This is a genomic window from Streptomyces sp. NPDC004788 (assembly GCF_053601115.1).
In genome coordinates, this window is the sequence record NZ_JBSGBF010000032.1 from 1 (window position 1) to 24,644 (window position 24,644).

Sequence of the window (24,644 nt, forward strand, 5' to 3'; positions counted from 1 at the left end):
GGCACCCGGCTTCGGGCGCCGGCCGGGCCCCGTACGGTCGCACGAGGGTGTCCGCATGGCGGACGGTACGGAACGCGCCACGACCTTTTTCCGGCCCGCCGCGGGGTTCCGTTGTTGCCGCTATATGGCGCCGGACCGGGGCGGAAACCCCGAACTGACGGGGCTGTGCGCGCCCTACGACACCTTCGTTCCGATTGCCGAAACGTCCGCTTAACGAACAGCGACGTACGAGCAACGGACGATTTCCGGCCAACTTGTTGACGCGCTCCTGACAGGTACCCGCCAGTACTGCCAATCTCTCCACAGCTTCATGCGAACCAACGTTCACAGATTCACCCGAACGTTGGACCACGTCGCTCCCCAGCTCTGTTTGCTCCGCCCGGTTGGCCCCACCCAGCCCTCCGGATACCCCCCTCGCAAAAGGAGTCTGCGTGAGAACCACGCCCAGCCGTCGCCTCACCGCGACCGGCGCCCTGATCGCCGCCGCCGCCATGGTCGCCGTCGGCGTCCAGACCGGCACCGCCGCCGCCTCCAACGGCTCGCTCGCCGCCGCGCCCAAGGCGCAGGCCGCCGGCAACGCCAACCCCGGCAAGCTGCCGGCCGACCTCTCCCCGGCCCAGCGGGCCGCGCTGATCAAGGCCGCCCAGGCCGACTCCGCCGCCACGGCGAAGCGCCTCGGCCTCGACGCCCAGGAGAAGCTGGTCGTCCGCGACGTGGTCCAGGACCGTGACGGCTCCACCCACACGCGCTACGAGCGCACCCTGGACGGCCTGCCCGTCCTCGGCGGCGACCTGATCGTCGACGAGACCAAGGCCGGCGCCCAGACCGGTGTCATCAAGGCCAGCCGCGCCGACATCGCCAAGGTGGACACCGCCGCGGCCACCGTCGCCCCGGCCGCCGCCCAGAAGCAGGCGATCGGCGCCGCGAACGCGGCGGGTGCCGAGAAGGCCACCGCCAAGCGCGCCCCGCGCAAGGTCGTCTGGGCCGCCAACGGCACGCCCGTCCTCGCCTACGAGACGGTCGTCGGCGGCTTCCAGGACGACGGCACCCCGAGCGCCCTGCACGTCATCACGGACGCCAAGAGCGGCGCCAAGCTGTACGAGTGGCAGGCCATCGAGACCGGCATCGGCAACACGATGTACAGCGGTCAGGTCACCCTGGGCACCGCCCCGTCGTACTCCCTCACGGACACGACGCGCGGCAACCACAAGACGTACAACCTCAACGGCGGCACCTCCGGCACCGGCACGCTGTTCACCAACAGCACCGACACCTGGGGCAACGGCCTGGCCTCCAACAAGGAGACCGCCGGCGCCGACGCGCACTACGGTGCCGCGCTCACCTGGGACTACTACAAGAACGTGCAGGGCCGCTCCGGCATCCGCGGTGACGGTGTCGGCGCCTACTCCCGCGTCCACTACGGCAACGCGTACGTCAACGCGTTCTGGGACGACTCCTGCTTCTGCATGACCTACGGTGACGGCTCCAGCAACACCCACCCCCTCACCTCCATCGACGTGGCCGCGCACGAGATGACGCACGGCGTCACCTCCAACACCGCGGGCCTGGTCTACAGCGGTGAGTCCGGCGGCCTCAACGAGGCCACCTCGGACATCTTCGGATCGACCGTCGAGTTCTACGCCAACAACTCCACGGACGTCGGCGACTACCTCATCGGCGAGAAGATCAACATCAACGGCGACGGCACGCCGCTGCGCTACATGGACAAGCCGAGCAAGGACGGCGGCTCCAAGGACTCGTGGTACTCGGGCATCGGCTCGATCGACGTCCACTACTCCTCGGGCCCGGCCAACCACTTCTTCTACCTGCTGTCCGAGGGCAGCGGCTCGAAGACCATCAACGGCGTGACCTACAACTCGCCGACCTCCGACGGCCTGCCCGTCACCGGCATCGGCCGGGACAAGGCCGCGGCGATCTGGTACAAGGCGCTGACCACCAAGTTCAGCTCCAACACCAACTACGCGGGCGCCCGCACCGGCACGGTCGCGGCGGCCACCGACCTCTACGGCGCGAACAGCGCCGAGGTCCTGGCCGTCCAGAACGCCTGGGCCGCCGTCAACGTCGGCACCCGCCCCGGCGGCGGCACCCCCGGCGGCACGGTGTTCACCAACGACACCGACGTGTCCATCCCGGACAACGGCCCGGCGGTCACCTCGAACATCACGGTGACCGGCGTCACCGGCAACGCCCCCAGCAACCTGCAGGTCGGCGTGGACATCGTCCACACCTGGCGCGGTGACCTGGTCGTCGACCTGATCGGCCCGTCCGGCACGGTCTACAACCTGAAGCCGTTCTCGTCCTCCGACTCGGCGGACAACGTCCAGGCGACCTACACGGTGAACGCCTCCAGCGAGGTCGCCAACGGCACCTGGAAGCTCCGCGTCCAGGACAAGGCCACGTACGACACCGGCTACATCAACCAGTTCAAGCTGACCTTCCCGTAAGTCCGGGAAAGCCGCTGAACCGGTCCTGACCGACGGCCCCCGGGGTGGAGACACCCCGGGGGCCGTCGGCCGTTCGCGCGGGCCGCGTGGTCCTGCCGGCCCCGTCAGCGCAGCAGCACCCCCGCCCCCGCCCCCGTCGTCTCCGCCGGCAGCGCCACCAGGCCCAGCTCGGCCGGGTGGGCGAGGAGGCGGTGTGCGGGGAGGACGCGGACCGTGCAGCCGAAGGGGCCCGTGCGGTCGAGGGAGAGGGCGCCCGCGTAGGGCAGGCGGCCCTCCAGGTCGGGGCCGGCCGAGGGTTTCAGGATGCTCGTACGCGGGTCGAGGAGGCGGTCGTCGGCGTCGACGCGGCCGGTGACGGCCTGGACCTCGACGTCGTCCGGGGTCAGCTCGCCGAGGGCGACGCGGACCCGGACGGCCGGGGTCGCGCCGAGCTCCGCGTCGGCGAGGTCGTCGCCGACCTCCACGTGGTCGACGGAGACCTTGGGCCAGGCCGCGCGGACCCGGGCCTTCCAGGCGGCGAGTTCGCGGGCGGCGGCGGGGCCGAGTGCGCGGTGGGCGGCGGCCGCGGGCGCGTACAGCCGCTCCACGTACTCCTGGACCATCCGGTCGGCGAGCACCTTGGGCCCGAGGTCGGCGAGGGTACGCCGGACCATCGCGGTCCAGCCGGCCGGGACGCCGTCCGCGCCGCGGTCGTAGAAGCGCGGCGCGACCCGGCGTTCGATCAGCTCGTAGAGCGCGGCGGCCTCCAGGTCGTCCCGGCGCTCCTCGTCGAGCGCGGCGGCCCCGTCGGCGGTGGGGATGGCCCAGCCGAAGTCCGGCTCGTACCACTCGTCCCACCAGCCGTCCAGGACGGACAGGTTGAGGCAGCCGTTGAGCGCCGCCTTCATCCCGCTGGTGCCGCACGCCTCCAGCGGCCGCAGCGGGTTGTTGAGCCACACGTCGCAGCCGGGGTAGAGGCCGCGGGCCATCTCCATGCCGTAGTCGGGCAGGAAGACGATCCGGTGCCGCACCCGCGGGTCGTCGGCGAACCGCACCAGCTCCTGCACCAGCTGTTTCCCGCCGTCGTCCGCCGGGTGCGCCTTGCCCGCGACGACCAGCTGCACCGGCCGCTCGGGATGCAGCAGCAGCGCCCGCAGCCGGTCCTTGTCGCGCAGCATGAGGGTGAGCCGCTTGTACGAGGGGACCCGGCGGGCGAAGCCGATGGTCAGGACGTCGGGGTCGAGGACGGAGTCGGTCCAGCCGAGTTCGGCTCCCGCCGCGCCGCGCTGCCGCCAGGAGGCCCGCAGCCGGCGCCGTACGTCCGTGACGAGCCGTTCGCGCAGGGTCCGGCGCAGCTTCCACAGCTCCCGGTCGCTCGCGTCGGCGCCGAGCCGGGCGACCTCGGGGGCGGTCCAGGTGGGGGCGTGGACACCGTTGGTGACGGAGGTGAGCGGGGTCTCGTCGGGGTCGAAGCCGGGCCACAGGCCGGCGAACATGGCACGGCTGACGCCCCCGTGGAGGGTGGAGACGCCGTTGGCGCGCTGGGCGAGCCGCAGCCCCATGGCCGCCATGTTGAAGACGCCGGGCTCGCCGCCGAGCGCGGTCTCGTCGCCGAGGGCGAGGATCCGGGCGGTGTCGACGCCGGGCAGCGCGCCGTCCTGGCCGAGGTGACGGGCGACGAGGGCCCGGTCGAAGCGGTCGATGCCGGCGGGCACGGGGGTGTGGGTGGTGAACACGGTGCCGGCCCGGACGAGCTCCAGGGCCGCGTCGAAGTCGAGCCCCGCACCGCCGGGTTCACCGCTGGTCTCGCCGCCGGTCTCGCCGCCGGGTTCAGCGCCGAGTTCGCGGATCCGTTCGAGGCCGAGGAAGCCGGCGTGGCCCTCGTTGGTGTGGAAGACCTCGGGCGCGGGGGTGCCGGTGAGCCGGCAGTACGAACGGACCGCGCGTACGCCGCCGATGCCGAGCAGCATCTCCTGGAGCAGCCGGTGCTCGCTGCCACCGCCGTACAGCCGGTCGGTGACCTCGCGTTCTCCGGGCGCGTTCTCCTCGACGTCCGAGTCCAGCATGAGCAGCGGCACCCGGCCGACCTGCGCCAGCCACAGGTGGGCGTGCAGGCTGCGCCCGCCGGGCAGCGCGAGGGTGACCCGGGCGGGGCTGCCGTCGGCCTCGCGGAGCAGGGTGACGGGCAGTTCGCCGGGGTCGAGGACGGGGTAGTGCTCCTGCTGCCAGCCGTCGCGGGAGAGCGACTGCCGGAAGTAGCCGTGCCGGTAGAGCAGTCCGACGCCGACGAGCGGGACGCCGAGGTCGCTGGCGGCCTTCAGATGGTCCCCGGCGAGGATGCCGAGGCCGCCGGAGTACTGCGGCAGCGCGGCAGCGACGCCGAACTCGGGCGAGAAGTACGCGATCGACGCGGGCAGCCCGGCGGCCTCGGACTGCCGCTGGTACCAACGGGGTTCGGTCAGATAACGGTCGAGATCAGCGGCCGCGGCCCGCAGCCGTTCCAGGAATCCGGTGTCGGCGGCGAGCGCGTCGAGCCGCCCGGCGTCGAGGCGCCCGAGCACCCGTACGGGGTCGGTGCCGTCGTAGGCGCTGTCGACGGTCTCGAAGAGTTCACGGGTGGGCTCGTGCCAGGACCAGCGCAGGTTGCGCGCCAGGTCGGCGAGGGGTCGAAGGGTGTCGGGGAGGACGGGACGCACGGTGAATCGACGAATTGCCTTCACGTGTTCCACCTTCGCAGGCAGTGGTGGAGCGGAGCGGAAGCACCACGCTGTGCGTCCGCGGGTTCCGCTCCGGGAGCCTAGGCGCGGCGGGCCCGCAGGACCAGGGCGCGCACCGGGGCGCGGAAAGGGAGCGCGTTCTGCACAGCCTCCCCGGGCCGGAGTAACGGACCGGCTCCACGGACCGGATCCACGGACCGGATCCGGGCGGAACCGGCCCCGTCCCACAAGGACGGGGCCGGTTTCTTGTCCGGGACGTGTTCTTGCCGGTGCGGCTACGCCCTAGTAGTTAACAAAGCGCCGGATTGCCCACCCGAATTCGGGGGGAAGGTTCCTCCTCGTACCCCGCTGGACCGTCGTCAGACCCGCCATCCGAGTGAACGCGCACAGGAGCGGCGATGCTCGCAACCAACCGGCCTTCGACGGAGCTACAAAGAGCGCACACCACCCGCACCCCCGCGAACCGTCAGGTGATGCCGTGAATCCGCTCATGGGACGTATTCCCGTCTTGGACGTCCGCCCGCTGGTCGACTGTGGCCGCCGCCCCGCGAAGGCGGTGGTGGGCGAGACCTTCGAGGTCACGGCCACCGTCTTCCGGGAGGGGCACGACGCGGTCGCCGCCAATGTCGTGCTGGTCGATCCGTCGGGCCGGCCGGGCCCCTGGACCCCGATGCGGGAGCTGGCCGAGGGGACCGACCGCTGGGGGGCCGAGGTCACCCCGGACGCCGAGGGCCTGTGGACGTACACGGTCGAGGCGTGGAGCGATCCGCTGGCCACCTGGCGGCACACCGCGCGGATCAAGATCCCGGCCGGGATCGACTCCGAACTGGTCCTCGCCGAGGGCGCGGAGCTGCACGAGCGCGCCGCGAAGGGCGTGCCGAAGAAGGGCGGCGGCCGGGAGGCGGTGCTCGCCGTCGTGGACGCGCTGCGCGACGAGTCCCGGCCGGCCGCGGTGCGGCTCGCGGCGGCGCTGGCACCCCGGGTCCTGGAGGCCCTGGAGCGCCATCCGCTGCGCGAACTGCTCACCGCCTCGCCCTCGTTGCCGCTGCGGGTGGAGCGGGAGCGGGCGCTCTTCGGTTCCTGGTACGAGTTCTTCCCGCGCTCGGAGGGCGTACGGGTGGTCCGCGGCCGGACCAAACAGGGCACCTTCCGTACGGCGGCGAAGCGTCTTCCGGCCATCGCGGCGATGGGCTTCGACGTGGTGTACCTGCCGCCGATCCACCCGATCGGGGTGACCCATCGCAAGGGCCCGAACAACTCGCTGTCGGCGAGCCCGCAGGACGTGGGCGTGCCGTGGGCGATCGGCTCGCCGGAGGGCGGGCACGACGCGGTCCACCCGGACCTGGGCACGATCGAGGACTTCGACGCGTTCGTGGCGCGGGCGCGCAAGCTGCGTCTGGAGGTCGCGCTGGACTTCGCGTTGCAGTGTTCGCCGGACCATCCGTGGGTGGAGAAGCACCCGGAGTGGTTCAGCAAGCGTCCGGACGGCTCGATCGCGTACGCCGAGAACCCGCCGAAGAAGTACCAGGACATCTATCCCATCGCGTTCGACGCGGACATGGACGGGATCGTGGCGGAGACGGTCCGGATCCTGCGCCACTGGATGGACCACGGGGTGCGGATCTTCCGCGTGGACAACCCGCACACCAAGCCGGTGGTGTTCTGGGAGCGGGTGATCGGCGAGATCAACGCCACCGACCCGGACGTGATCTTCCTGGCGGAGGCGTTCACCCGGCCCGCGATGATGCGCGCGCTCGGCGCGATCGGCTTCCAGCAGTCGTACACGTACTTCACCTGGCGCAACACCAAGGAGGAGATCACGGAGTATCTGACGGAGCTGTCCGGGGAGGCCGCCGCGGTCATGCGGCCGAACCTCTTCGTGAACACGCCGGACATCCTGCACGCCTATCTGCAGCACGGCGGCCGGCCGGCGTTCGAGGTGCGGGCGGTGCTCGCCGCGACCCTCTCCCCCACCTGGGGCATGTACGCGGGGTACGAGCTGTGCGAGAACACCCCGCTGCGCGAGGGCAGCGAGGAGTACCTGGACTCGGAGAAGTACCAACTGCGGCCGCGCGACTGGGAGTCGGCGGAGCGCTCGGGCGCCTCACTGGCCCCGCTGGTCACCACCCTGAACCGGATCCGGCGCCGCCATCCGGCGCTGCAGCGGCTGCGCAACCTGACCTTCCACGTCACCGACAACGACGCCGTCGTCGCGTACAGCAAGCGCACCGGTTCCGACACCGTCCTCGTGGTCGCCAACCTCGACCCCCACCACACCCAGGAGGCCACGGTCTCGTTGAACATGCCGGAACTCGGCCTCGCGTGGCACGAGACCGTGCCGGTGCGCGACGAGCTCACCGGCGAGACCTATCACTGGGGCAGGGCCGCTTACGTGCGTCTTGAGCCGGGTGTCGCGCCCGCGCACGTACTCGCCCTGCGACCGTCCCCGCAGACCGGAGGGTCACCCGCATCATGACTGTCAACGAACCCGTCCCCGACACCTTCGAGGACACCCCCGCCAAGGACCGCGATCCCGAGTGGTTCAAGCGGGCGGTCTTCTACGAGGTCCTGGTCCGTTCCTTCCAGGACAGCAACGGCGACGGTGTGGGCGATCTGAAGGGCATCACCTCCCGCCTGGACTACCTCCAGTGGCTGGGCGTGGACTGCCTCTGGCTGCCGCCGTTCTTCAAGTCCCCGCTGCGGGACGGCGGCTACGACGTCGCGGACTACACCTCCGTGCTGCCGGAGTTCGGCGACCTGGCCGACTTCGTGGAGTTCGTCGACGCGGCGCACGCACGCGGGATGCGCGTGATCATCGACTTCGTCATGAACCACACGAGCGACGCCCACCCGTGGTTCCAGGAGTCCCGCAGCGATCCGGACGGGCCGTACGGGGACTACTACGTCTGGGCCGACGACGACAAGCAGTTCGCGGACGCCCGGATCATCTTCGTCGACACGGAGACCTCCAACTGGACCTTCGACCCGGTCCGCAAGCAGTACTACTGGCACCGCTTCTTCTCGCACCAGCCGGACCTCAACTACGAGAACCCGAAAGTGCAGGAGGAGATCATGTCCTCGCTGCGCTTCTGGCTGGACCTGGGCATCGACGGCTTCCGGCTCGACGCCGTGCCGTACCTCTACCAGGAGGAGGGCACCAACTGCGAGAACCTGCCCGCGACCCACGCCTTCCTCAAGCGGGTGCGGAAGGAGATCGACGACCACTACCCGGACACGGTGCTGCTCGCCGAGGCGAACCAGTGGCCGGAGGACGTCGTCGACTACTTCGGCGACTTCCGCTCGGGCGGCGACGAGTGCCACATGGCCTTCCACTTCCCCGTCATGCCGCGGATCTTCATGGCGGTGCGGCGGGAGTCGCGCCACCCGGTCTCCGAGATCCTGGCGAAGACCCCGGAGATCCCGGCGGGCTGCCAGTGGGGCATCTTCCTGCGCAACCACGACGAGCTGACCCTGGAGATGGTCACCGACGAGGAGCGCGACTACATGTACGCCGAATACGCCAAGGACCCGCGGATGCGGGCCAACATCGGCATCCGGCGGCGGCTCGCCCCGCTCCTCGACAACGACCGCAAGCAGATGGAGCTGTTCACCGCGCTGCTCTTCTCGCTGCCGGGCTCGCCAGTGCTCTACTACGGCGACGAGATCGGCATGGGCGACAACATCTGGCTGGGCGACCGGGACGGGGTGCGCACCCCGATGCAGTGGACGCCGGACCGCAACGCGGGCTTCTCGTCCTGCGATCCGGGGCGGCTCTACCTGCCGACCATCATGGATCCGGTGCACGGCTACCAGGTGACCAATGTGGAGGCGGGGATGGCGTCGCCGTCGTCGCTGCTGCACTGGACGAAGCGGATGATCGAGATCCGCAAGCAGAACCGTGCCTTCGGACTCGGCTCGTACACCGAACTGCCGTCGTCGAACTCGGCGGTGCTGGCCTTCCTGAGAGAGGATGCGGACGACCTGGTCCTCTGCGTGAACAACTTCTCCCGGTTCGCGCAGCCGACCGAGCTGGACCTGCGCCGCTTCGCCGGGTCGAGGCCGGTGGAGCTGATCGGCGGGGTGGAGTTCCCGGCGATCGGCGAGCTGCCGTACCTGCTGACGCTGGCCGGGCACGGCTTCTACTGGTTCCGCCTGAAGCGCTCCTGACGTAACGTCAATTGAGTCCCGTCATGTGGGGCGGTTTCCTCCGCCCCACACCGGGAACTGTGACCCACACACGATTCAGGTCAGTTCAGGTCCATACGGGCCTTCTTGCCGGGCCCATACGGATCTTCCCCTTCCGACACGTCCCGCACATCCGGACAGCCCAAGCCGCCATCCGGGACACTCTGCGCATTTGAACGCATACGAACGCCTTGTGCGCGCCCCGGGGAAAGGACGCGATGCCATGCCGGAGACCGCATCCACCACCGAGGCCCAGGACGCCCTCCTTCCGTCACTCGCGCCGCTGCTGCACACCTGGCTGCCGCGGCAGCGCTGGTTCGCGGGCAAGGGCCGCCGGGTCACCGGATTCACGCTGGACGCGGCCACCGAGCTGCTGCCGCTCGACGGCAACGGGCCCGGGCTCCTCCATCTCCTCGTCCGGGTCGAACAGCCGGCCCGGCCGGCCGGAACGCCCGCCGACTGCTACCAGTTGCTCCTCGGTGTCCGGCCCCAGCTGCCGCCCCGGCTCGCCCCCGCCCTGATCGGGCGGATCCGGCAGGGCCCGCTGGCCGGCCGGGCCGTCTACGAAGGGCTGCGCGACCCGCGGCTCGCCGGGCTGCTCTACGACCGGCTGCGCACCCCGGGCCGGATCGGCCCGCTGCGCTTCCACGCCACCGCCCCGCTGCCGCCGGCGCTCGCGCCGCGCATGCTGGACGCCGAGCAGTCCAACTCCTCGCTGGTCTTTGGCGATTCGTTCATCCTGAAGATCTTCCGACGGGTCTCGCCGGGCGCCAACCCGGACCTGGAGCTGCCGCTGGCCCTCGCCGGCGCCGGCTGCACGCGGGTCCCGGCACCGGTCGCCTGGTTCGAGACCGGCGCGGCCACGCTCGGCGTCCTGCAGCCCTATCTGCGCGGCTCGCGGGACGGCTGGCGGCTCGCCCTCGACGCGCTCGCCGACGGACGGGAGTTCACGACGGAGGCGCGCGCCCTCGGCCGGGCCACCGCGGAGGTGCACCTCGCGCTCGCCACCGCCCTGCCGACCGAGCGCCTCCCGCGCGACCGCGCCGCGCACCTCGCCGCCTCGATGGACGCCCGCCTGCACGCCGCCGCCCAGGCGGTGCCCGCGCTCCTGCCGTACGTGCCGGGGCTCCGCGCCGTCTTCGCCGCGGCCGGCGACTCGCTCGGCGCGGGGTGCCTCCAGCGCATCCACGGTGACCTGCACCTCGGCCAGACCCTGCGCGGCTCGGACGGCGCCTGGGCCGTCATCGACTTCGAGGGCGAGCCCGCCAAGCCGCTCGACGAACGCCGCAGCGCCCAGCCCCCGGTCCGCGACATCGCCGGCATGCTCCGCTCCTTCGACTACGCGGCCCGCACCCACCGCCCCTGGAACGCCGCCTGGGCGGCCCGCTGCCGCGCCGCCTACTGCGCGGGCTACGCGGAGGCCTCGGGCACCGACCCGCGCGAACAGCCCGCGCTGCTGCGGGCCTACGAGACGGACAAGGCGGTCTACGAGGTCGTCTACGAGGCCCGCCACCGCCCGGACTGGCTCCCGGTCCCGATGGCGGCGATCGAACGCCTGGCGGGAGGAGCGTGAGGATCCCGGGATCCCGTCGTGTGCCCTCGCCCCGATGGACGGCGCCCGTTCGGCCCAGCGCGCCCCCGACCGGCCGGGGCTCCCGCCTGCGGCGACCCCGACGCGCCCCGTTCGGCCGAGTTTCCCCGGAGCGCGCCCCCGCGTTCCGTACCCGTACCCCTCTCGCACCCCCAGGAGGCACCCCCGGTGACCGCCCGTCCCGCAGGAAAGCCCGCAGGAAAGAAGGCCGGCACGACGCCCCGTACGGCGCCCCCGCTCGACCCCGGTGACCGGGCCCGGCTGATCGCCGGGGAGCATCACGATCCGCACGGGCTGCTCGGGGCCCACCCGGTGCAGGGCGGGGTGGTGATCCGGGTGCTGCGCCCGTGGGCGATGGAGGTGGCGGCGGTCCTGCCGAAGGGGCGCCGGGTCGAGCTGCGGTCGGAGGGCGACGGGCTGTTCTCGGCGCTGCTCCCCCGGCTCCGCAAGGTCCCGGAGTACGCGCTCCGGGTCCGTTACGAGGACGCCGCCCCCGAGCTCGAGCTCGACGACCCGTACCGCTTCCTGCCCGCGCTCGGCGAGCTCGACCTGCACCTCATCTCGGAGGGCCGCCACGAGGAGCTGTGGACGGCGCTCGGCGCCCGGGTGATGACCCACCAGGGCGTCGCGGGCACCCGGTTCACGGTCTGGGCGCCGAACGCCCGCGGGGTGCGCGTCACCGGCGACTGGACGTACTGGGACGGCAGCGCGCTGCCGATGCGTTCGCTCGGGTCGTCCGGCGTGTGGGAGCTGTTCGTGCCGGGCATCGGCGAGGGCGCGGTCTACAAGTTCGACATCGCCCGCCCGGACGGCTCGCACACGCTGCGCGCCGACCCGATGGCCCGCCGCACCGAGTGCCCGCCGAACACCGCGTCCGTCGTCACCGCCGACCACCACGTGTGGCAGGACGCGGAGTGGATGGCGCGGCGCGGCGCGCGTCCGGCCCACGAGGCGCCGATCTCGGTGTACGAGCTGCACCTGCCGTCCTGGCGGCCGGGGCTGACGTACCGGCAGCTCGCGGAGCAGCTTCCGGACTACGTCCGTGACCTCGGTTTCACGCACGTGGAGTTCATGGCGGTCGCCGAGCACCCCTTCCACGGTTCCTGGGGCTACCAGGTCACCGGCTTCTACGCGCCGACCGCCCGCATGGGCACCCCCGACGACTTCCGTCACCTCGTCGACGCGCTGCACCAGGCCGGCATCGGCGTGCTGATGGACTGGGTGCCGGCGCACTTCCCGCGCGACGACTGGGCGCTGGCCGAGTTCGACGGGCGGCCGCTGTACGAGCACGAGGACCCGCGCCGTTCGGCGCACCCGGACTGGGGAACCCTGGAGTTCGACTACGGCCGCAAGGAGGTGCGCAACTTCCTGGTGGCCAACGCCGTGTACTGGTGCGAGCAGTTCCACCTCGACGGCCTGCGCGTCGACGCGGTCGCCTCGATGCTCTACCTGGACTACTCGCGCGAGAACGGCGAGTGGCTGCCGAACGAGTTCGGCGGCCGGGAGAACCTGGACGCGGTGGCCTTCCTGCAGGAGATGAACGCCACGGTCTACCGGCGCTGCCCGGGCGTGGTCACCTTCGCCGAGGAGTCGACCGCCTGGGACGGCGTGACCCGGCCGACCGACCAGGTGGGCCCGGGCGGCTTCGGCGGGCTCGGCTTCGGCATGAAGTGGAACATGGGCTGGATGCACGACTCCCTCGGCTACGTCGAGAAGGATCCGGTGCACCGCAAGTACCACCACCACGAGATGACCTTCTCGATGGTGTACGCGTACAGCGAGAACTACATCCTGCCGATCTCGCACGACGAGGTCGTGCACGGCAAGCGGGCGCTGGTGTCGAAGATGCCGGGCGACTGGTGGCAGCGGCGCGCCAACCACCGGGCGTACCTGGGCTTCATGTGGGCGCACCCGGGCAAGCAGCTGCTCTTCATGGGGCAGGAGTTCGCGCAGGGCGCGGAGTGGTCGGCGGAGCACGGCCCCGAGTGGTGGCTGATGGACGAGACCTACCACTCGGCCGGTGACCACCGGGGCGTACGGGACCTGGTGCGCGACCTGAACACGGTGTACGCGGCGACGCCGGCGCTCTGGGAGCGGGACACCTCGCCGGAGGGCTTCCAGTGGATCGCGGGCGACGCGGCCGAGGACAACGTCTTCGCGTTCCTGCGCTTCGACGCGTTCGGCTCGCCGCTGATGGCCGTCTGCAACTTCTCGCCGGTGGTGCGGCACGACTACCGGCTCGGCGTGCCGGACGACTTCGCCGCCTGGTCGGAGGTGCTGAACACCGACGCGGCCCGGTACGGGGGCGGCGACGTGGTCGGCACCGACCCGGTGAAGACCGAGTCGGTGCCGTGGCACGGGCGGGCGGCGAGCGTGCGGATGACGCTGCCGCCGCTGGCGACGGTCTGGCTCAGGCCCGCCTGACCGGACCGCGGGCCGGCTCCCGTCCGATCAGGCGGCCCGCCTGACGACGCCCAGGCGCTGGGTGGCCCGGGTCAGCGCCACGTACAGGTCGTTGATGCCGTGCGTGGCGCCGGCCCGGATGCCGTCCGGGTCGACGACGAGGACGGTGTCGAACTCGAGGCCCTTTGCCTGGCGCGGGTCGAGGAGCACGACCCGGCGCGTCAGGTCGGGCTTGGGGCCGTGGGCGGCGTCGGGGAGGGCGGCGAGCAGCTCGGGGTGCAGGGCCTCGGGGGCGATGACGGCGAGCCGGCCCTCCTCCCGCGCCGTCAGCTCCGCCGCGACCGCGTCGGCGGTCTCCTTCACCGGGTCCTCGACCGTGCGGTCCCAGGGCTCGACGCCGGTGGAGCGGACCGAGCGCGGCGGCTCGAAGCCGGGGTCGGCCGCCCGGCGCACGTCGGCGGCGACGGCCATGATCTCGGCCGGGGTGCGGTAGTTGACGCCGAGCCGGACGAGCTCCCAGCGGTCCGCCACGTACGGGTCGAGGATGTCCTGCCAGGCGCCGACGCCGGCCGGGTCGCCGGTCTGCGCCGGGTCGCCGACCAGGGTCATGGAGCGGGTGGGGCTGCGGCGCATGAGGAGTCGCCACATCATCGCGGACAGCTCCTGCGCCTCGTCGACGATGATGTGGCCGAAGGCCCAGGTGCGGTCGGCGGCGGCGCGTTCGGCGGCGCTGCGGTGGTCGGCCTCCTCGTGGCGCTCGGCGAAGCGCTCGGCGTCGATGATGTCGTGCGCGGAGAGCACCTCGGAGGCGTCCTTGTCGACCTCCTCCTTGTCCTCGAACTCGTAGGTCCGGGAGGCGAAGGAGACGTCGAGGACGCCCTGCGCGTAGGCGATCTGCTTCTGCCGCTCGGCCTCCTCGGCGGCCCGGGCGGCGGAGTCGTCGTGGCCGAGGAGTTCGGCGGCCTCGTCGAGGAGGGGCACGTCGCCGGGGGTCCACGGACCGCCGTCCCGGCGGATCGCTTCGAGGTCGGCCTCGTCGTCGAGGTGGGTGGGCTCGGCGAGGTAGTCGGCGAGGAACTCCTGCGGGGTGAGGGCCGGCCACAGGGTGTCGAGGGCCGTGTGCACGTCGGGGTTGGCGGCGACGCCCTTGGCGAGCAGGGCGCGGTCGTCGGGGCCGAGGAAGTTGGGGCCGCCGTAGGGGTCGGCGCCGATGCGGTCGGCGAGCTGTTCGGCGAGCGCGTCGAGGACGTGGAAGACGAAGTAGGGGCGGGCGAGGTTGTGCGGGAGGAAGGTCTCGCGGGCCTTGTGCCGGGCTTCGAGGGCCATGTCCCAGTCGATGATCAGGTCGCCGTCCTCGTGCGGCACGATCAGCGGCTCGCCGCGCTCGGGGACCTGCTGCCGGTCCCGTACGGCCGCGGCCAGGGCCTCGGCCATCCGTGCCGAGCCCTTGACGGCGGCGGCGCGCGGGGTGTCCGTGCCGGTGGCGTGGACGCCGGGGAAGAGCTCGCCGGGCGTGGCGAGCAGGACGCCGGTCTCGCCGAGGGAGGGCAGGACGTTGCCGATGTAGCCGAGGAAGGCGGGGTTGGGGCCGACGATCAGCACGGCGCGCTTGGCGAGCTGCTCGCGGTGCGCGTAGAGCAGGTACGCGGCCCGGTGCAGGGCCACGGCGGTCTTGCCGGTGCCGGGGCCGCCCTCGACGACGAGCACGCCGCGGTGCGGGGAGCGGATGATGGCGTCCTGCTCGGCCTGGATGGTCTGCACGATGTCGTGCATCCGGCCGGTGCGGGCCGCGTCGAGCGCGGCGAGCAGCACCTCGTCGGCGTCGCGGTTCTCGTGCCCGGTGCGGGTGGCGTCGGCGAGGTCGAGCACCTCGTCGTGGAGCTGGACGACCTCGCGGCCCTGCGTGGTGATGTGCCGGCGCCGGGTCAGGCCCATCGGCTCGTATCCGGTCGCGAGGTAGAAGGGCCGGGCGATCTCGGCGCGCCAGTCGACGACGAGCGGGGTGCGCTGGGCGTCGTCCTCGCGGACGCCGATGCGGCCGATGTGGTGGTCCCGCCCGTCCTTGAACACGAGGCGTCCGAAGCACAGTCCGCTCTCCCCGGCGTTGAGCGCGGAGAGCAGCCCGGACTGCTCGGCGACGAGCACGTCGCGCTCCAGGCGGGCTTGTGCGTTGCCCACGCCGGGGGTGCCGAGGGCGTGCGCGACGCCGGCCTCGGCCTGGTCCCTCAGGTCGTCGAGTCGCGCGTAGAGCTCGGTGATGAATCGCTGCTCTTTCCGAAATTCCTCGGTTGACAATTCGACTCCCGGCGGGTTACAGTGCTTTTAGTGAACTTCTCCGCGTCTTTTGTGTGCCCAGACACGGAATCCACAAATATACGCGATCGACGACCCCGGCTGTCAATTCTAGTCCGGGGCTTTTTTGTGCCCGAAAATTCGCGTGCGCGCGTTGCGCGCCCCCTGCTAGCGTCAGCGATATGAAGCGCGCTGCCGTCCACACGACGACGCCGGAGAGTGTCCCGGCGCGCTGACAGCTGTCTTTGTCCGAAGCCCCGGGGCGAGTGCCCCGGGGCTTCGTCGTACCGGCCGGGCACTCGCTCCTCCCCTTCGGCTCCACCGAACCGAGGAGTGACCATGAGCGAGTCCCACGACGTCGTCGACCACCGCAGGCTGGGCCGTGAGCTGGAACTGTTCGACACCGATCCGCTGATCGGGGCCGGGCTGCCCTACTGGCTGCCGGACGGGGCCGTCGTACGCCACGCGCTCGAGGAGTACGTACGGGAGGCCGAGCGGCGGGCCGGGTACCGGCACGTGTACTCGCCGGTGCTCGGGAAGCGCGAGCTGTACGAGATCTCCGGGCACTGGGCGCACTACAGCGACGACATGTTCCCGCCCATGGACGTCGGCGGGGAGGAGATGGTGATGCGGCCGAGCCTCTGCCCGCACCACGCCGTGATCTTCCGCTCCCGCGCCCACAGCTACCGCGAACTTCCGCTGCGCATGGCCGAGTTGGGCGGCATGTACCGCTCCGAGCTGTCGGGCGTGCTCGGCGGCCTCACCCGGGTGCGGGCCATCCAGCTCAACGACGCGCACATCTTCTGCACCCTCGACCAGGTCGCCGAGGAGGCCGCCGGCGCGCTGGAGCTGATCCGGGCGGCGTACGCGGCCATGGGCATCGTCCCGGTCCGCTACCGGCTCTCGCTGCCGGGCCCCGGCGGCAAGTACGTCGACGCGCCGGAGAAGTGGGAGCGGTCGACCGCGCTGCTGCGTGAGGTCCTGGACGCGTCCGGGCTCGACTACGAGGAGGCGGCGGGCGAGGCCGCGTTCTACGGCCCGAAGATCGACGTCCAGGTCGCGGACCCGGCCGGGCGCGAGTCGACCCTCTCCACCGTGCAGGTCGACTTCCACCAGCCCGAGCAGTTCGGCCTCCACTACATCGGCGCCGACGGCGCCAAGCACCGCCCCGTGATGGTCCACCGCTCCGTCGTCGGCAGCGTCGAACGCGCCGTCGCCCACCTCGTCGAACTCCACGCCGGCGCCTTCCCGGCCTGGCTCGCCCCCGTCCAGCTCGCCGTCCTCCCCGTCTCCGACGCCGAGTGCGACGCCGCCGCCCGCCTCGCCGCCCACGCCACCGCCCTCGGCCTGCGCGCCGACGTCCTCCCCCCGTCCCGCGGCACCCTCGGCGCCCGCATCCGCGCCGCCCGCCTCGCCCCGTACCAGGCGGTCATCGGCGCGAAGGAGGCGGCGGCGGACGAGGTCTCGGTCCGCCTGAGGGACGGCCGGCGGCTCGATCCGATGCCGGTGGCGGAACTCCTTGAGAAGGTGCGGGGGGTGGTGGCGGAGCACTCGACCGCGTTGTGGGCCTAGAGGAGCGGGGCCACGACCGCGAGGAGGCGGGCGCCGAGCTCGCGTCGCGCCTCCTCGGAGTCGGCGTGCGGGTCGCCGAAGCCGTCCCAGTCGACCTCGCCGAGCGCGGCCTCGAACATGCCCAGGGTCAGCGACTCGTTCGCGTACCCCGGCCACTCGTCCGCCTCCCGCAGCAGCCGCTCCACGAGCGCGAGCGGCGGCGGGCAGCTCTCGGCCAGGAGCACCGCGTCGTACAGGTCCTTGCCCTGCGGGTACATGTCGCTGAGCAGCCACATGAGTTTCCAGGCGAGGGAGAGTTCGCGGCTCGCGGCCGTCACGCCCACGCCCGCGACCTCGGCCGGCTCCGCGGGCAGCGGAAGGGACTCGTTGAAGACGAAGTCGAGCTGGACCTGGCCGCCGGGCAGGCCCGGCATCGTCCACGGGATCACCAGACGGTGGCCGGGCACCCGCTCGTAGGTCCAGATCTCCTCGGTCACGGCCCCGGCCGCGGAGAGTCCGACCTCGGCCCCCACCGTACGGGCGTGCCGCTCGGCCGCCCCGGTGATGCCGTCGAGCATGGCGCGGGTGCGCGGCTCCTCGATGCGCCAGGTCTCGGGGACCACGACGAAGTCGATGTCCTTGGGCGCGCGGGCGGCCTCGCCGAACCAGGCCGACATCAGCATGCTTCCGCGCAGGACCAGGCAGTCCGCCCAGGGCGAGCCGGCGACGGCAGCGAGGACCAGGTCGAGGGCGGAGCGGCGGGCGGTCTGCCAGCGGGCGCGGAGCTCCGGGTCCTGGACGACGGTGTCCATGGGGGCGAAGGCCCGGTCGAACTGCTTGAGAGCCGGGTCGAAGGCCCGGTGCCGGACGGCCGCGTCGCCGATCCCGGCGGTCAGGGTGCGGGGCAGCCGGTCTCGGTACCGCAGGTGGTCGGAGTCGGGGTCGGTCATGGGGTTTCCTCTCGTACGGTCTCGTCCAGCCAGCCCTCGTCGAGCGACAGGTCGCTGTCCGACAGCACGAACTCCCTTTCCTCCGACAGGAGTTCGTGCCCGGCGTCGACCAGCGCGGCGCGCAGCGCGGCGCAGGCCCGGCCCGCCACGTCGGCGGGTCCCGGGTGCCGCTGGGTCACGAAGCGCTCGTGCCACCCGTCCGGACCCGGCAGCGCCCGGCGGGCGTTCCACGAGACATGGGCGCCGTGCGGGACGACGAGCGCTTCGAGCGCGGCACGGTCGTAGCGGGCGGGCAGCGCCAGCTTGAGGTGGTGCTCGTGGTAGCCGCCGCCATGGCCCGCGGGCTCCTCGCTCCACGGCACCGTCTCGACCTTGACCCGCACCGGATCGAACCCGTCCGCCCGCAGCGCGGCCACGACCGCCGGATGGCTCGTGCGGTCCGGCAGCGTCAGCATCGGCTGGACGGGCATGCGGCCCCGGGCGAGGACGATGGTCGTGAGCTTCAACCCCCGGTCCGCCGCCCACGCGCCCAGCCGGGTCCGCTCCTCCTCGGTCCCGCAGCGGACCGTGACATGCGTCTCGTGGATCTCGTACACCCGAGCGAGTCTGGCACGCGGCGCACGAGCGATCACCTGGTTTCCGTCCGGGGCGGGAGCGGCCCGTAGGCTCACCGGCCGGGGACGAACAGGAGGTCGGGCATGTGGGAGCGGGCCCTCGGGCAGGCCGGCATCGGGAAGGCGGCACTGCGGCGGGACTACGGGGAACAGCGGCGCGCGGTGCGGCGCTTCGCACCGGCCGAGTACGCCGCCGCGCGGCTGCTGCTGCCCGGGGCGCTGCTGCCGCATGTGGTGGCCGCCGTCGCGTTCATGCACGAGACCGACGAGCGGATCGACCGCGGGCCCCGCGAGCAGCGGGCGGCCGCGCTCGCGGAGTGGGACGGACTGGTGCGGAAGGCGGTTCGCGACGGTGACTCCGAGTCGTCCGTGCTGCGCTGCCTGGCGCACACCGCCGAGCGCCATCCCGACGTCCGGGTGCACGTCGAGGAGTTCCTGCGGGGCGCCGTGCGTGAGGTCGAGTGGCGGGGCATCGCCGACGACGGGGAACTGGAGCTGTACGTACAGGAGTACTCGCTGCCCGCGCTGATGCTGACGGCCTGCCTGGTCGCCCCGGCGGACCCGGCCGCGCGGGAGGTGTTCACGGACGGCTGCCACCGGCTCATCCGCGCCATGCAGCGCTTCGACTTCCTGGAGGACCTGTCCGAGGACGTCCGCGAGGGCCGGCCGGGTGTCCCGGCCGACGCGGTGGCCCGGCACGGGGCGGACCTCACCCGGCCGGGGGCCGCGCTCGGCCGGCTCGTGGCGGAGCAGGCGGAGCGCGCGGCGGCCGACCTGGCGGGCGCGGACGTGCTCGCGGAGGTGGTGGACCCGCCGTACCGGCCCTTCGTGCGGGCCCTGGTCGGGGTGCAGCGGATCAGGCTCGACGCGGTGCGGCGCGCCGGCGCCTCCCTCGCGACGCGTACGTCCGGACCGTCGGCCCGGGCAGCCGGCGCACTGCTGCTCAGGGAGACCCTGGCCCGGGCCCGCTAAGCGCCCACCGGTTCCAGCACGTCCGACAGCTCCTCCAGGAGGCGGCGCTTCGGGCGGGCGCCGACCATGGACTTGACGGGTTCGCCGGAGCGGAAGACCAGGAGGGTGGGCATGGACAGGACGCCGTAGCGGGTGACGGCGGCCGGGTTGGTGTCGGCGTCGATCTGGACCACCTTGAGCCGGCCGGTCTGTTCCTCGGCGATCGCGCTGAGGACGGGGGCCAGCTGGCGGCAGGGGCCGCACCAGTCGGCGGTGAACTCGACGAGGACCGGGAGTTCGGCTCCCAGGACCTCGGTGTCGAAGTCGGTGTCGGTGACCTCGGCCACGCCCTTCGCTCGGATCATGATGTCCGCTCTCCCTGTTCCCGCTCGTGAGGTGTGAGTTCGCACCGCGGCTCCGGGCCGGCCGGCAGTTCCGCCTCGGCCCGGAGCAGCTGCGCGCCGACCTGGGCGCGCACCTGCTGGAGCTGTGCGATGAGTCCGTCGATCTCGGCGAGCTTGCGCCGGTAGACGGCGAGGGACGCGGGGCACGCGTCGCCCGCCGGGTGGCCGGCGCGCAGGCAGTCGACGAAGGGCCGGGTCTCCTCCAGGTCGAACCCGAAGTCCTGCAGGGTCCGGATCTGCCGCAGGAGCCGCAGGTCGTCCTCGTCGTAGGTGCGGTAACCGTTCTCCGTGCGCCGTGCGGTCAGGAGGCCGCGGGACTCGTAGTAGCGCAGAGTCCGCGTGGTCGTGCCCGCCCGCTCGGCCAGCTCGCCGATTCGCATGTCCACGAACGTAAGCCTTGACGCCGACGTCAAGGCAAGGCGCATCCGTCAGACGCCCGGCGGGAGCAGTGGCTTGCGCTCGACCGGCGAGGAGAGCACCACGGAGGTCGTGGTGCGGCCGAGGGCCGAGGTCTGTTCCAGGATCTCCTCCAGGTGCACCGTGTCGGTGACGGCGACCTTGAGGATCCAGCAGTCCTCGCCGACCACGTGGTGGACCTCGCGGATCTCCGGGCGGGCGATCAGCTCCAGGGTGCGCGGGTGCTTGAGGTTGTAGCCGCCGTGCGGGTTGACCCGGATGAACGCCTGGATGCCGTAGCCCAGTCGGGCCGGGGCGACCTGGGCGCCGTATCCGGTGATCGCGCCGCACGCCTCCAGGCGGCGGACCCGTTCGGTGACGGCTGCCGGGCTCAGCCGGACCCGGCGGCCGAGCTCGCTGAGCTTGATGCGGCCGTCGCTCTGCAGCAGGTCCAGGATCTGCCGGTCGATGGGGTCGAAGGCGCCCGCCGAGGTTTCGACGGTGGCGGCGCGCGGATGCCGTGGTTCCTTCGGTGCGACGGCCTGGACTCCCATGTTTCCCCCTTCAGACAGCGAGCGCTCAACGTAACACTTGAGGCATGGAGATTCTGATCATCGGCGGCAACCGCTATTTCGGAAAGCGCCTGACGGCGCGACTGCTCGACGGCGGGCACAGGGTGACGGTGCTCAATCGGGGTTCCTCACCGGCGCCGGCCGGGACGATATCCCTGCTCGCCGACCGCGACGACGAGGCGGCCCTGGAAAAGGCGCTCGCCGGGCGGAATTTCGACGTCGTGGTCGACCAGGTCTGCTACACCCCGCGTCAGGCGGACATCGCCCGGCGGGTTTTCGCGGGGCGGACCCGGCGTTATGTGATGACGTCGACGGTGGAGGTGTACGAGTACGAGGACTCCGCCGTCCCGGTCGCCGAGGACACGCTCGACCTGGACACGGTGCACGTCGACCTCGGACTGCCGTGGGAGGACCCGGGGTTCCTGGAGGCGCATTACGGTGAGGGCAAGCGGCAGGCGGAGGCGGTGTTCGCGGCGGCCGCCGCCGACGCCGGCTTCCCGTGGGCCTCGGTGCGGGTCGCGCACGTCCTCGGCGGCGCCGACGACTTCACCGGGCGGGTGGCGCACTACGCGCAGCGGATCCGGGCCGGCGAGCCCGTCGCCGTCCCGACGACGAACCGTCCGGCCACCTATGTGTACGTCGAGGAGATCGCCGCGTTCCTCGCCTGGGCGGCGGTCGGTGCGGAATTCACCGGGCCGGTGAACGCGCATTCCCACGGGCCGCTGACGACCGCCGATATCTGCGCGGAGATCGAGGACCTGGTGGGCGGTCGGACCGTTTTCCAGGAGGTGGAGGTCGGGGAGGTCTCGCCGTTCTCCTTCGCCCGTTCCTATGGCATGGACAATTCCCGGGCGGAGCGGCTCGGATATCACTTCTCGCATTCCCGGGAATGGCTCCGCACGGCCCTTTCCGAGACGATCACGGCGGAGGTGGCGTGATGCTGCGGCGCACGCTCGGCGACCACGTCACCGTCAGCGCCATCGGGCTCGGCGCGATGCCCCTCTCCATCGAGGGCCACCCCGACGAGGCCCGCGCCCTCGCCACCGTCCACGCCGCCCTGGACGCCGGGGTGACGCTGCTCGACACGGCGGACTCCTACCACCCGCCCGGCGGCGACACCGGCGCGAACGAGCTCCTGATCGCCCGCGCGCTCGCCGCGTACGGCGGCAGCGGCGCCGGCCGGGACGACATCCTCGTCGCCACCAAAGGCGGGCGGGGCCGCAGCGCCGACGGCGGCTGGACGGTCGACGGCCGCCCCGCGCACCTGCGGCGCGCGGCGGAGGGCTCGGCGCGGCGGCTGGGCGGCGGGGCGATCGGCCTGTACCAGCTGCACAAGCCGGACCCGGCCGTCCCGTACGCCGAGTCCCTCGGCGCGATACGGGAGCTGGTCGACGCGGGCACGGTCCGGCTGGCCGGGATCTCCAACGTGGACCGCGAGCAGATCCTGCTGGCCCGCGAGATCCTGGGCGACGCCCTCGTCTCCGTACAGAACCAGTACTCGCCCGCCGTCCGGGACAGCGAGCCCGAACTCCGCCTCTGCGCCGAGCTCGGCCTGGCCTTCCTGCCGTGGAGCCCGCTCGGCGGGATCTCGCGCAGCTCCCTGGACGGGCCGTCCGGCCGCCGGGCCGACCCGCGCTTCGCCGCCTTCCACCGGGTGGCCGCGGCGCGCGGGGTCAGCCCCCAGCGGGTGGCGCTCGCCTGGCTCCTGGCCCGCCCCGGCGGCCACGTCCTGCCGATCCCGGGCGCGAGCCGCCCGGAGACGGCCCGCGACTCCGCCCTCGCCGCCGAACTGCGGCTGACGGCGGAGGAGTTGGCCGAGCTCGGCGAGTGAGGCCGCCGACGGCGACGGAATGCTCCCGGCCGCGTGGTCCGCGCGACGACGGAACGCCCCCGGCCGCGCGGTCCGCGCGACGACGGAATGCCCCCGACCGCGCGGCTGCGCGACCAGGGGCATTCCGTACCGGGACCCGGATCCGGCTCAAGGCCCGGGGCCCGGGGGTTCAGGGGCCGTAGAGGCCATCCGAGGTCGTCAGAGGTCAGACGCCCGCCCGTGCCTTCTCCTCGCCCTCGTCCGCCGGACGCTGGTCCGGCAGCGGCGACGGGGCGCCGTGGCCGTCGTCGACGAGGGTGGTCTCGTCGAAGGGGACGCGGCCGGCGAGGACCTCGGCGGCCCGGGCCTTGTCGATCTCCTTGGTCCACGTGCCGACGAGCACGGTGGCGACGGCGTTGCCCGCGAAGTTGGTGAGGGCGCGGGCCTCGCTCATGAAGCGGTCGATGCCGACGATCAGGCCGACCCCGTCGACGAGCTCGGGACGGTGCGACTGCAGGCCGCCGGCGAGGGTCGCGAGACCGGCGCCCGTGACGCCCGCCGCGCCCTTCGAGGCGATGACCATGAAGACGAGGAGCGAGATCTGCTCGCCGAGCGCCAGCGGCTTGCCCATGGCCTCGGCGATGAACAGCGAGGACATCGTCAGATAGATCGCGGTGCCGTCGAGGTTGAAGGAGTAGCCGGTCGGGACGGTGATGCCGACGACCGGCTTGCTGACGCCCAGGTGCTCCATCTTGGCGATGAGCCGGGGCAGCGCCGACTCGGACGACGAGGTGGACAGGATCAGCAGGAACTCGCGGCCCAGGTACTTGAGCAGGGCCAGGATGTTCACGCCGGCGACGAGCCGCAGCAGCGTGCCGAGGACCAGGAAGACGAAGAGCGCGCAGGTGATGTAGAAGCCGATCATGATGACGGCGAGCGACTTCAGGGCGGCGGTGCCGGTCGCGCCGACGACGGCGGCCATGGCGCCGAAGGCGCCGACCGGGGCGGCCCACATGATCATGGCGAGGATACGGAAGACGAGCCGCTGGATGTGCCCGATGCCGCGCAGCACGGGCTCGCCGGCCTTGCCCATCGCCTGCAGCGCGAAGCCCGCGAGGAGCGCGACGAGGAGGGTCTGGAGGACCTGGCCCTCGGTGAAGGCGGAGACCATGGTCTTCGGGATGATCCCGAGGAGGAACTCGGCCGTGTCCTGGCTCGCGCCTTCCGCCTGCTTTGCGCCGGCGGCGGCCACGTCCTTGGTGAGGTGGAGGCTGGAGCCGGGCTCCAGGATGTTGCCGACGACCAGGCCGATGGCGAGGGCGACGGTCGACATCACCAGGAAGTAGCCGAGGGCGAGGCCGCCGACCTTGCCGACCTTGGCGGCCTTGCGGACCGAGCCGACCCCGAGCACGATCGTGCAGAAGATGATCGGCGAGATCATCATCTTGATCAGGCTCACGAAGCCGGCACCGACCGGCTTGAGCTCCACGGCGAAGCCGGGCGCCAGGAAGCCGACGGCGATGCCGAGCAGGACGGCGCCGATCACGGCCAGGTACAGATAGTGGGTGCGGTCCCGTCGTGCGGTTGCGGCCACGGGGTCCTCCTCGTGCTCAAAGGGTGTCCACGTCCCGGTGGACCTCCGCGACTATCCACCAGCCTGTGACCGGGGTCACGCTTGCGTACGTTTCGTTCACGGCCGCACGGAAGTCCGCGCCCAGGGCGCCACGGGACGGTCGACATAACGATTCGGGCCGCGCGCTACGA

At 72.3% G+C, this 24,644-nt stretch carries 17 protein-coding genes; 9 read left to right on the forward strand and 8 right to left on the reverse strand.

The genetic code is table 11. The annotated features are described in order from the left end of the window. Positions 1-431 precede the first annotated feature (431 nt). Positions 432-2,465 carry a M4 family metallopeptidase gene (locus tag ACWEJX_RS16480; protein WP_451608133.1) on the forward strand — a complete coding sequence of 678 codons (2,034 nt, stop codon included), beginning with the start codon at positions 432-434 and terminating at the stop codon, positions 2,463-2,465. Positions 2,466-2,569: 104 nt separating this feature from the next. On the opposite strand, the gene glgP is transcribed toward ACWEJX_RS16480, so the two are convergent. Next, positions 2,570-5,164: an alpha-glucan family phosphorylase gene (glgP, locus tag ACWEJX_RS16485; protein WP_451608134.1), complete on the reverse strand. Its 2,595-nt coding sequence runs from the start codon at positions 5,162-5,164 to the stop codon at positions 2,570-2,572. A 487-nt stretch (positions 5,165-5,651) separates the two neighbouring features. Here glgP and ACWEJX_RS16490 point away from each other — a divergent pair, with 487 nt between their 5' ends. The 4 genes from ACWEJX_RS16490 to glgB all read left to right on the forward strand — a co-directional run bounded on the left by ACWEJX_RS16490 (position 5,652) and on the right by glgB (position 13,361). Then, complete coding sequence (locus ACWEJX_RS16490; RefSeq protein WP_451608135.1) at positions 5,652-7,637, forward strand: alpha-1,4-glucan--maltose-1-phosphate maltosyltransferase; 1,986 nt, start codon at positions 5,652-5,654, stop codon at positions 7,635-7,637. Beyond that, complete coding sequence (treS, locus tag ACWEJX_RS16495) at positions 7,634-9,328, forward strand: maltose alpha-D-glucosyltransferase (protein ID WP_451608136.1); 1,695 nt, start codon at positions 7,634-7,636, stop codon at positions 9,326-9,328. Before ACWEJX_RS16490 ends, treS begins: the two co-directional genes overlap by 4 nt. Before the next feature lie 241 nt (positions 9,329-9,569). Next, complete coding sequence (locus tag ACWEJX_RS16500) at positions 9,570-10,919, forward strand: maltokinase N-terminal cap-like domain-containing protein (protein WP_451608137.1); 1,350 nt, start codon at positions 9,570-9,572, stop codon at positions 10,917-10,919. A 186-nt stretch (positions 10,920-11,105) separates the two neighbouring features. Beyond that, positions 11,106-13,361, forward strand: a complete 2,256-nt coding sequence (gene glgB, locus ACWEJX_RS16505; RefSeq protein ID WP_451608138.1) for a 1,4-alpha-glucan branching enzyme — start codon at positions 11,106-11,108, stop codon at positions 13,359-13,361. A gap of 27 nt (positions 13,362-13,388) precedes the next feature. Here glgB and ACWEJX_RS16510 read toward each other — a convergent pair whose 3' ends face one another. Then, positions 13,389-15,635 carry a HelD family protein gene (locus ACWEJX_RS16510; protein WP_451608139.1) on the reverse strand — a complete coding sequence of 749 codons (2,247 nt, stop codon included), beginning with the start codon at positions 15,633-15,635 and terminating at the stop codon, positions 13,389-13,391. A 336-nt stretch (positions 15,636-15,971) separates the two neighbouring features. Here ACWEJX_RS16510 and thrS point away from each other — a divergent pair, with 336 nt between their 5' ends. After that, positions 15,972-17,204: a threonine--tRNA ligase gene (gene thrS / locus ACWEJX_RS16515; RefSeq protein ID WP_451608140.1), complete on the forward strand. Its 1,233-nt coding sequence runs from the start codon at positions 15,972-15,974 to the stop codon at positions 17,202-17,204. On the opposite strand, the gene ACWEJX_RS16520 is transcribed toward thrS, so the two are convergent. Beyond that, positions 17,201-18,133, reverse strand: coding sequence for a nucleotidyl transferase AbiEii/AbiGii toxin family protein (locus ACWEJX_RS16520; protein ID WP_451608141.1), 933 nt, complete (start codon positions 18,131-18,133; stop codon positions 17,201-17,203). The genes thrS and ACWEJX_RS16520 overlap by 4 nt on opposite strands. Next, entirely contained in the window at positions 18,130-18,729 is a 600-nt protein-coding gene (locus ACWEJX_RS16525) for a hypothetical protein (RefSeq protein WP_451608142.1), read from the reverse strand. Before ACWEJX_RS16525 ends, ACWEJX_RS16520 begins: the two co-directional genes overlap by 4 nt. Before the next feature lie 102 nt (positions 18,730-18,831). Here ACWEJX_RS16525 and ACWEJX_RS16530 point away from each other — a divergent pair, with 102 nt between their 5' ends. Beyond that, a complete protein-coding gene (locus ACWEJX_RS16530) occupies positions 18,832-19,719 on the forward strand; it encodes a squalene/phytoene synthase family protein (protein WP_451608143.1) in 888 nt (295 codons plus the stop codon). Here the strand turns inward: ACWEJX_RS16530 and trxA are convergent. The 3 genes from trxA to ACWEJX_RS16545 are packed head-to-tail and all read right to left on the reverse strand — an operon-like array spanning position 19,716 to position 21,052. Beyond that, positions 19,716-20,063: a thioredoxin gene (gene trxA, locus ACWEJX_RS16535; protein ID WP_451608144.1), complete on the reverse strand. Its 348-nt coding sequence runs from the start codon at positions 20,061-20,063 to the stop codon at positions 19,716-19,718. The genes ACWEJX_RS16530 and trxA overlap by 4 nt on opposite strands. Then, complete coding sequence (locus ACWEJX_RS16540) at positions 20,060-20,482, reverse strand: MerR family transcriptional regulator (RefSeq protein ID WP_451608189.1); 423 nt, start codon at positions 20,480-20,482, stop codon at positions 20,060-20,062. Before ACWEJX_RS16540 ends, trxA begins: the two co-directional genes overlap by 4 nt. A gap of 48 nt (positions 20,483-20,530) precedes the next feature. Further along, positions 20,531-21,052, reverse strand: coding sequence for an Lrp/AsnC family transcriptional regulator (locus ACWEJX_RS16545; protein ID WP_403791937.1), 522 nt, complete (start codon positions 21,050-21,052; stop codon positions 20,531-20,533). A 44-nt stretch (positions 21,053-21,096) separates the two neighbouring features. On the opposite strand from ACWEJX_RS16545, the gene ACWEJX_RS16550 reads away from it, so the two are divergent. Next, positions 21,097-22,008 (forward strand): NAD-dependent epimerase/dehydratase family protein, encoded by a 912-nt coding sequence (locus ACWEJX_RS16550; RefSeq protein WP_451608145.1) that lies wholly within the window; start codon positions 21,097-21,099, stop codon positions 22,006-22,008. Next, entirely contained in the window at positions 22,008-22,901 is an 894-nt protein-coding gene (locus ACWEJX_RS16555; protein ID WP_451608146.1) for an aldo/keto reductase, read from the forward strand. The genes ACWEJX_RS16550 and ACWEJX_RS16555 overlap by 1 nt, the downstream gene beginning before the upstream one ends. A 205-nt stretch (positions 22,902-23,106) precedes the next feature. Here ACWEJX_RS16555 and ACWEJX_RS16560 read toward each other — a convergent pair whose 3' ends face one another. Next, entirely contained in the window at positions 23,107-24,474 is a 1,368-nt protein-coding gene (locus tag ACWEJX_RS16560; protein WP_451608147.1) for a cation:dicarboxylate symporter family transporter, read from the reverse strand. Between the last annotated feature and the right edge of the window lie 170 nt (positions 24,475-24,644).

Excerpts from the sequence above, each read along its gene's own strand:
- ACWEJX_RS16500 (WP_451608137.1), top strand. The coding sequence starts at position 9,570 with ATGCCGGAGACCGCATCCACCACCGAGGCCCAGGACGCCCTCCTTCCG.
- ACWEJX_RS16520 (WP_451608141.1), bottom strand. The coding sequence starts at position 18,133 with ATGACCGACCCCGACTCCGACCACCTGCGGTACCGAGACCGGCTGCCC.
- treS (WP_451608136.1), top strand. The coding sequence starts at position 7,634 with ATGACTGTCAACGAACCCGTCCCCGACACCTTCGAGGACACCCCCGCC.
- ACWEJX_RS16530 (WP_451608143.1), top strand. The coding sequence starts at position 18,832 with ATGTGGGAGCGGGCCCTCGGGCAGGCCGGCATCGGGAAGGCGGCACTG.
- ACWEJX_RS16490 (WP_451608135.1), top strand. The coding sequence starts at position 5,652 with ATGGGACGTATTCCCGTCTTGGACGTCCGCCCGCTGGTCGACTGTGGC.
- ACWEJX_RS16550 (WP_451608145.1), top strand. The coding sequence starts at position 21,097 with ATGGAGATTCTGATCATCGGCGGCAACCGCTATTTCGGAAAGCGCCTG.
- ACWEJX_RS16540 (WP_451608189.1), bottom strand. The coding sequence starts at position 20,482 with ATGCGAATCGGCGAGCTGGCCGAGCGGGCGGGCACGACCACGCGGACT.
- ACWEJX_RS16545 (WP_403791937.1), bottom strand. The coding sequence starts at position 21,052 with ATGGGAGTCCAGGCCGTCGCACCGAAGGAACCACGGCATCCGCGCGCC.
- trxA (WP_451608144.1), bottom strand. The coding sequence starts at position 20,063 with ATGATCCGAGCGAAGGGCGTGGCCGAGGTCACCGACACCGACTTCGAC.
- thrS (WP_451608140.1), top strand. The coding sequence starts at position 15,972 with ATGAGCGAGTCCCACGACGTCGTCGACCACCGCAGGCTGGGCCGTGAG.
- ACWEJX_RS16555 (WP_451608146.1), top strand. The coding sequence starts at position 22,008 with ATGCTGCGGCGCACGCTCGGCGACCACGTCACCGTCAGCGCCATCGGG.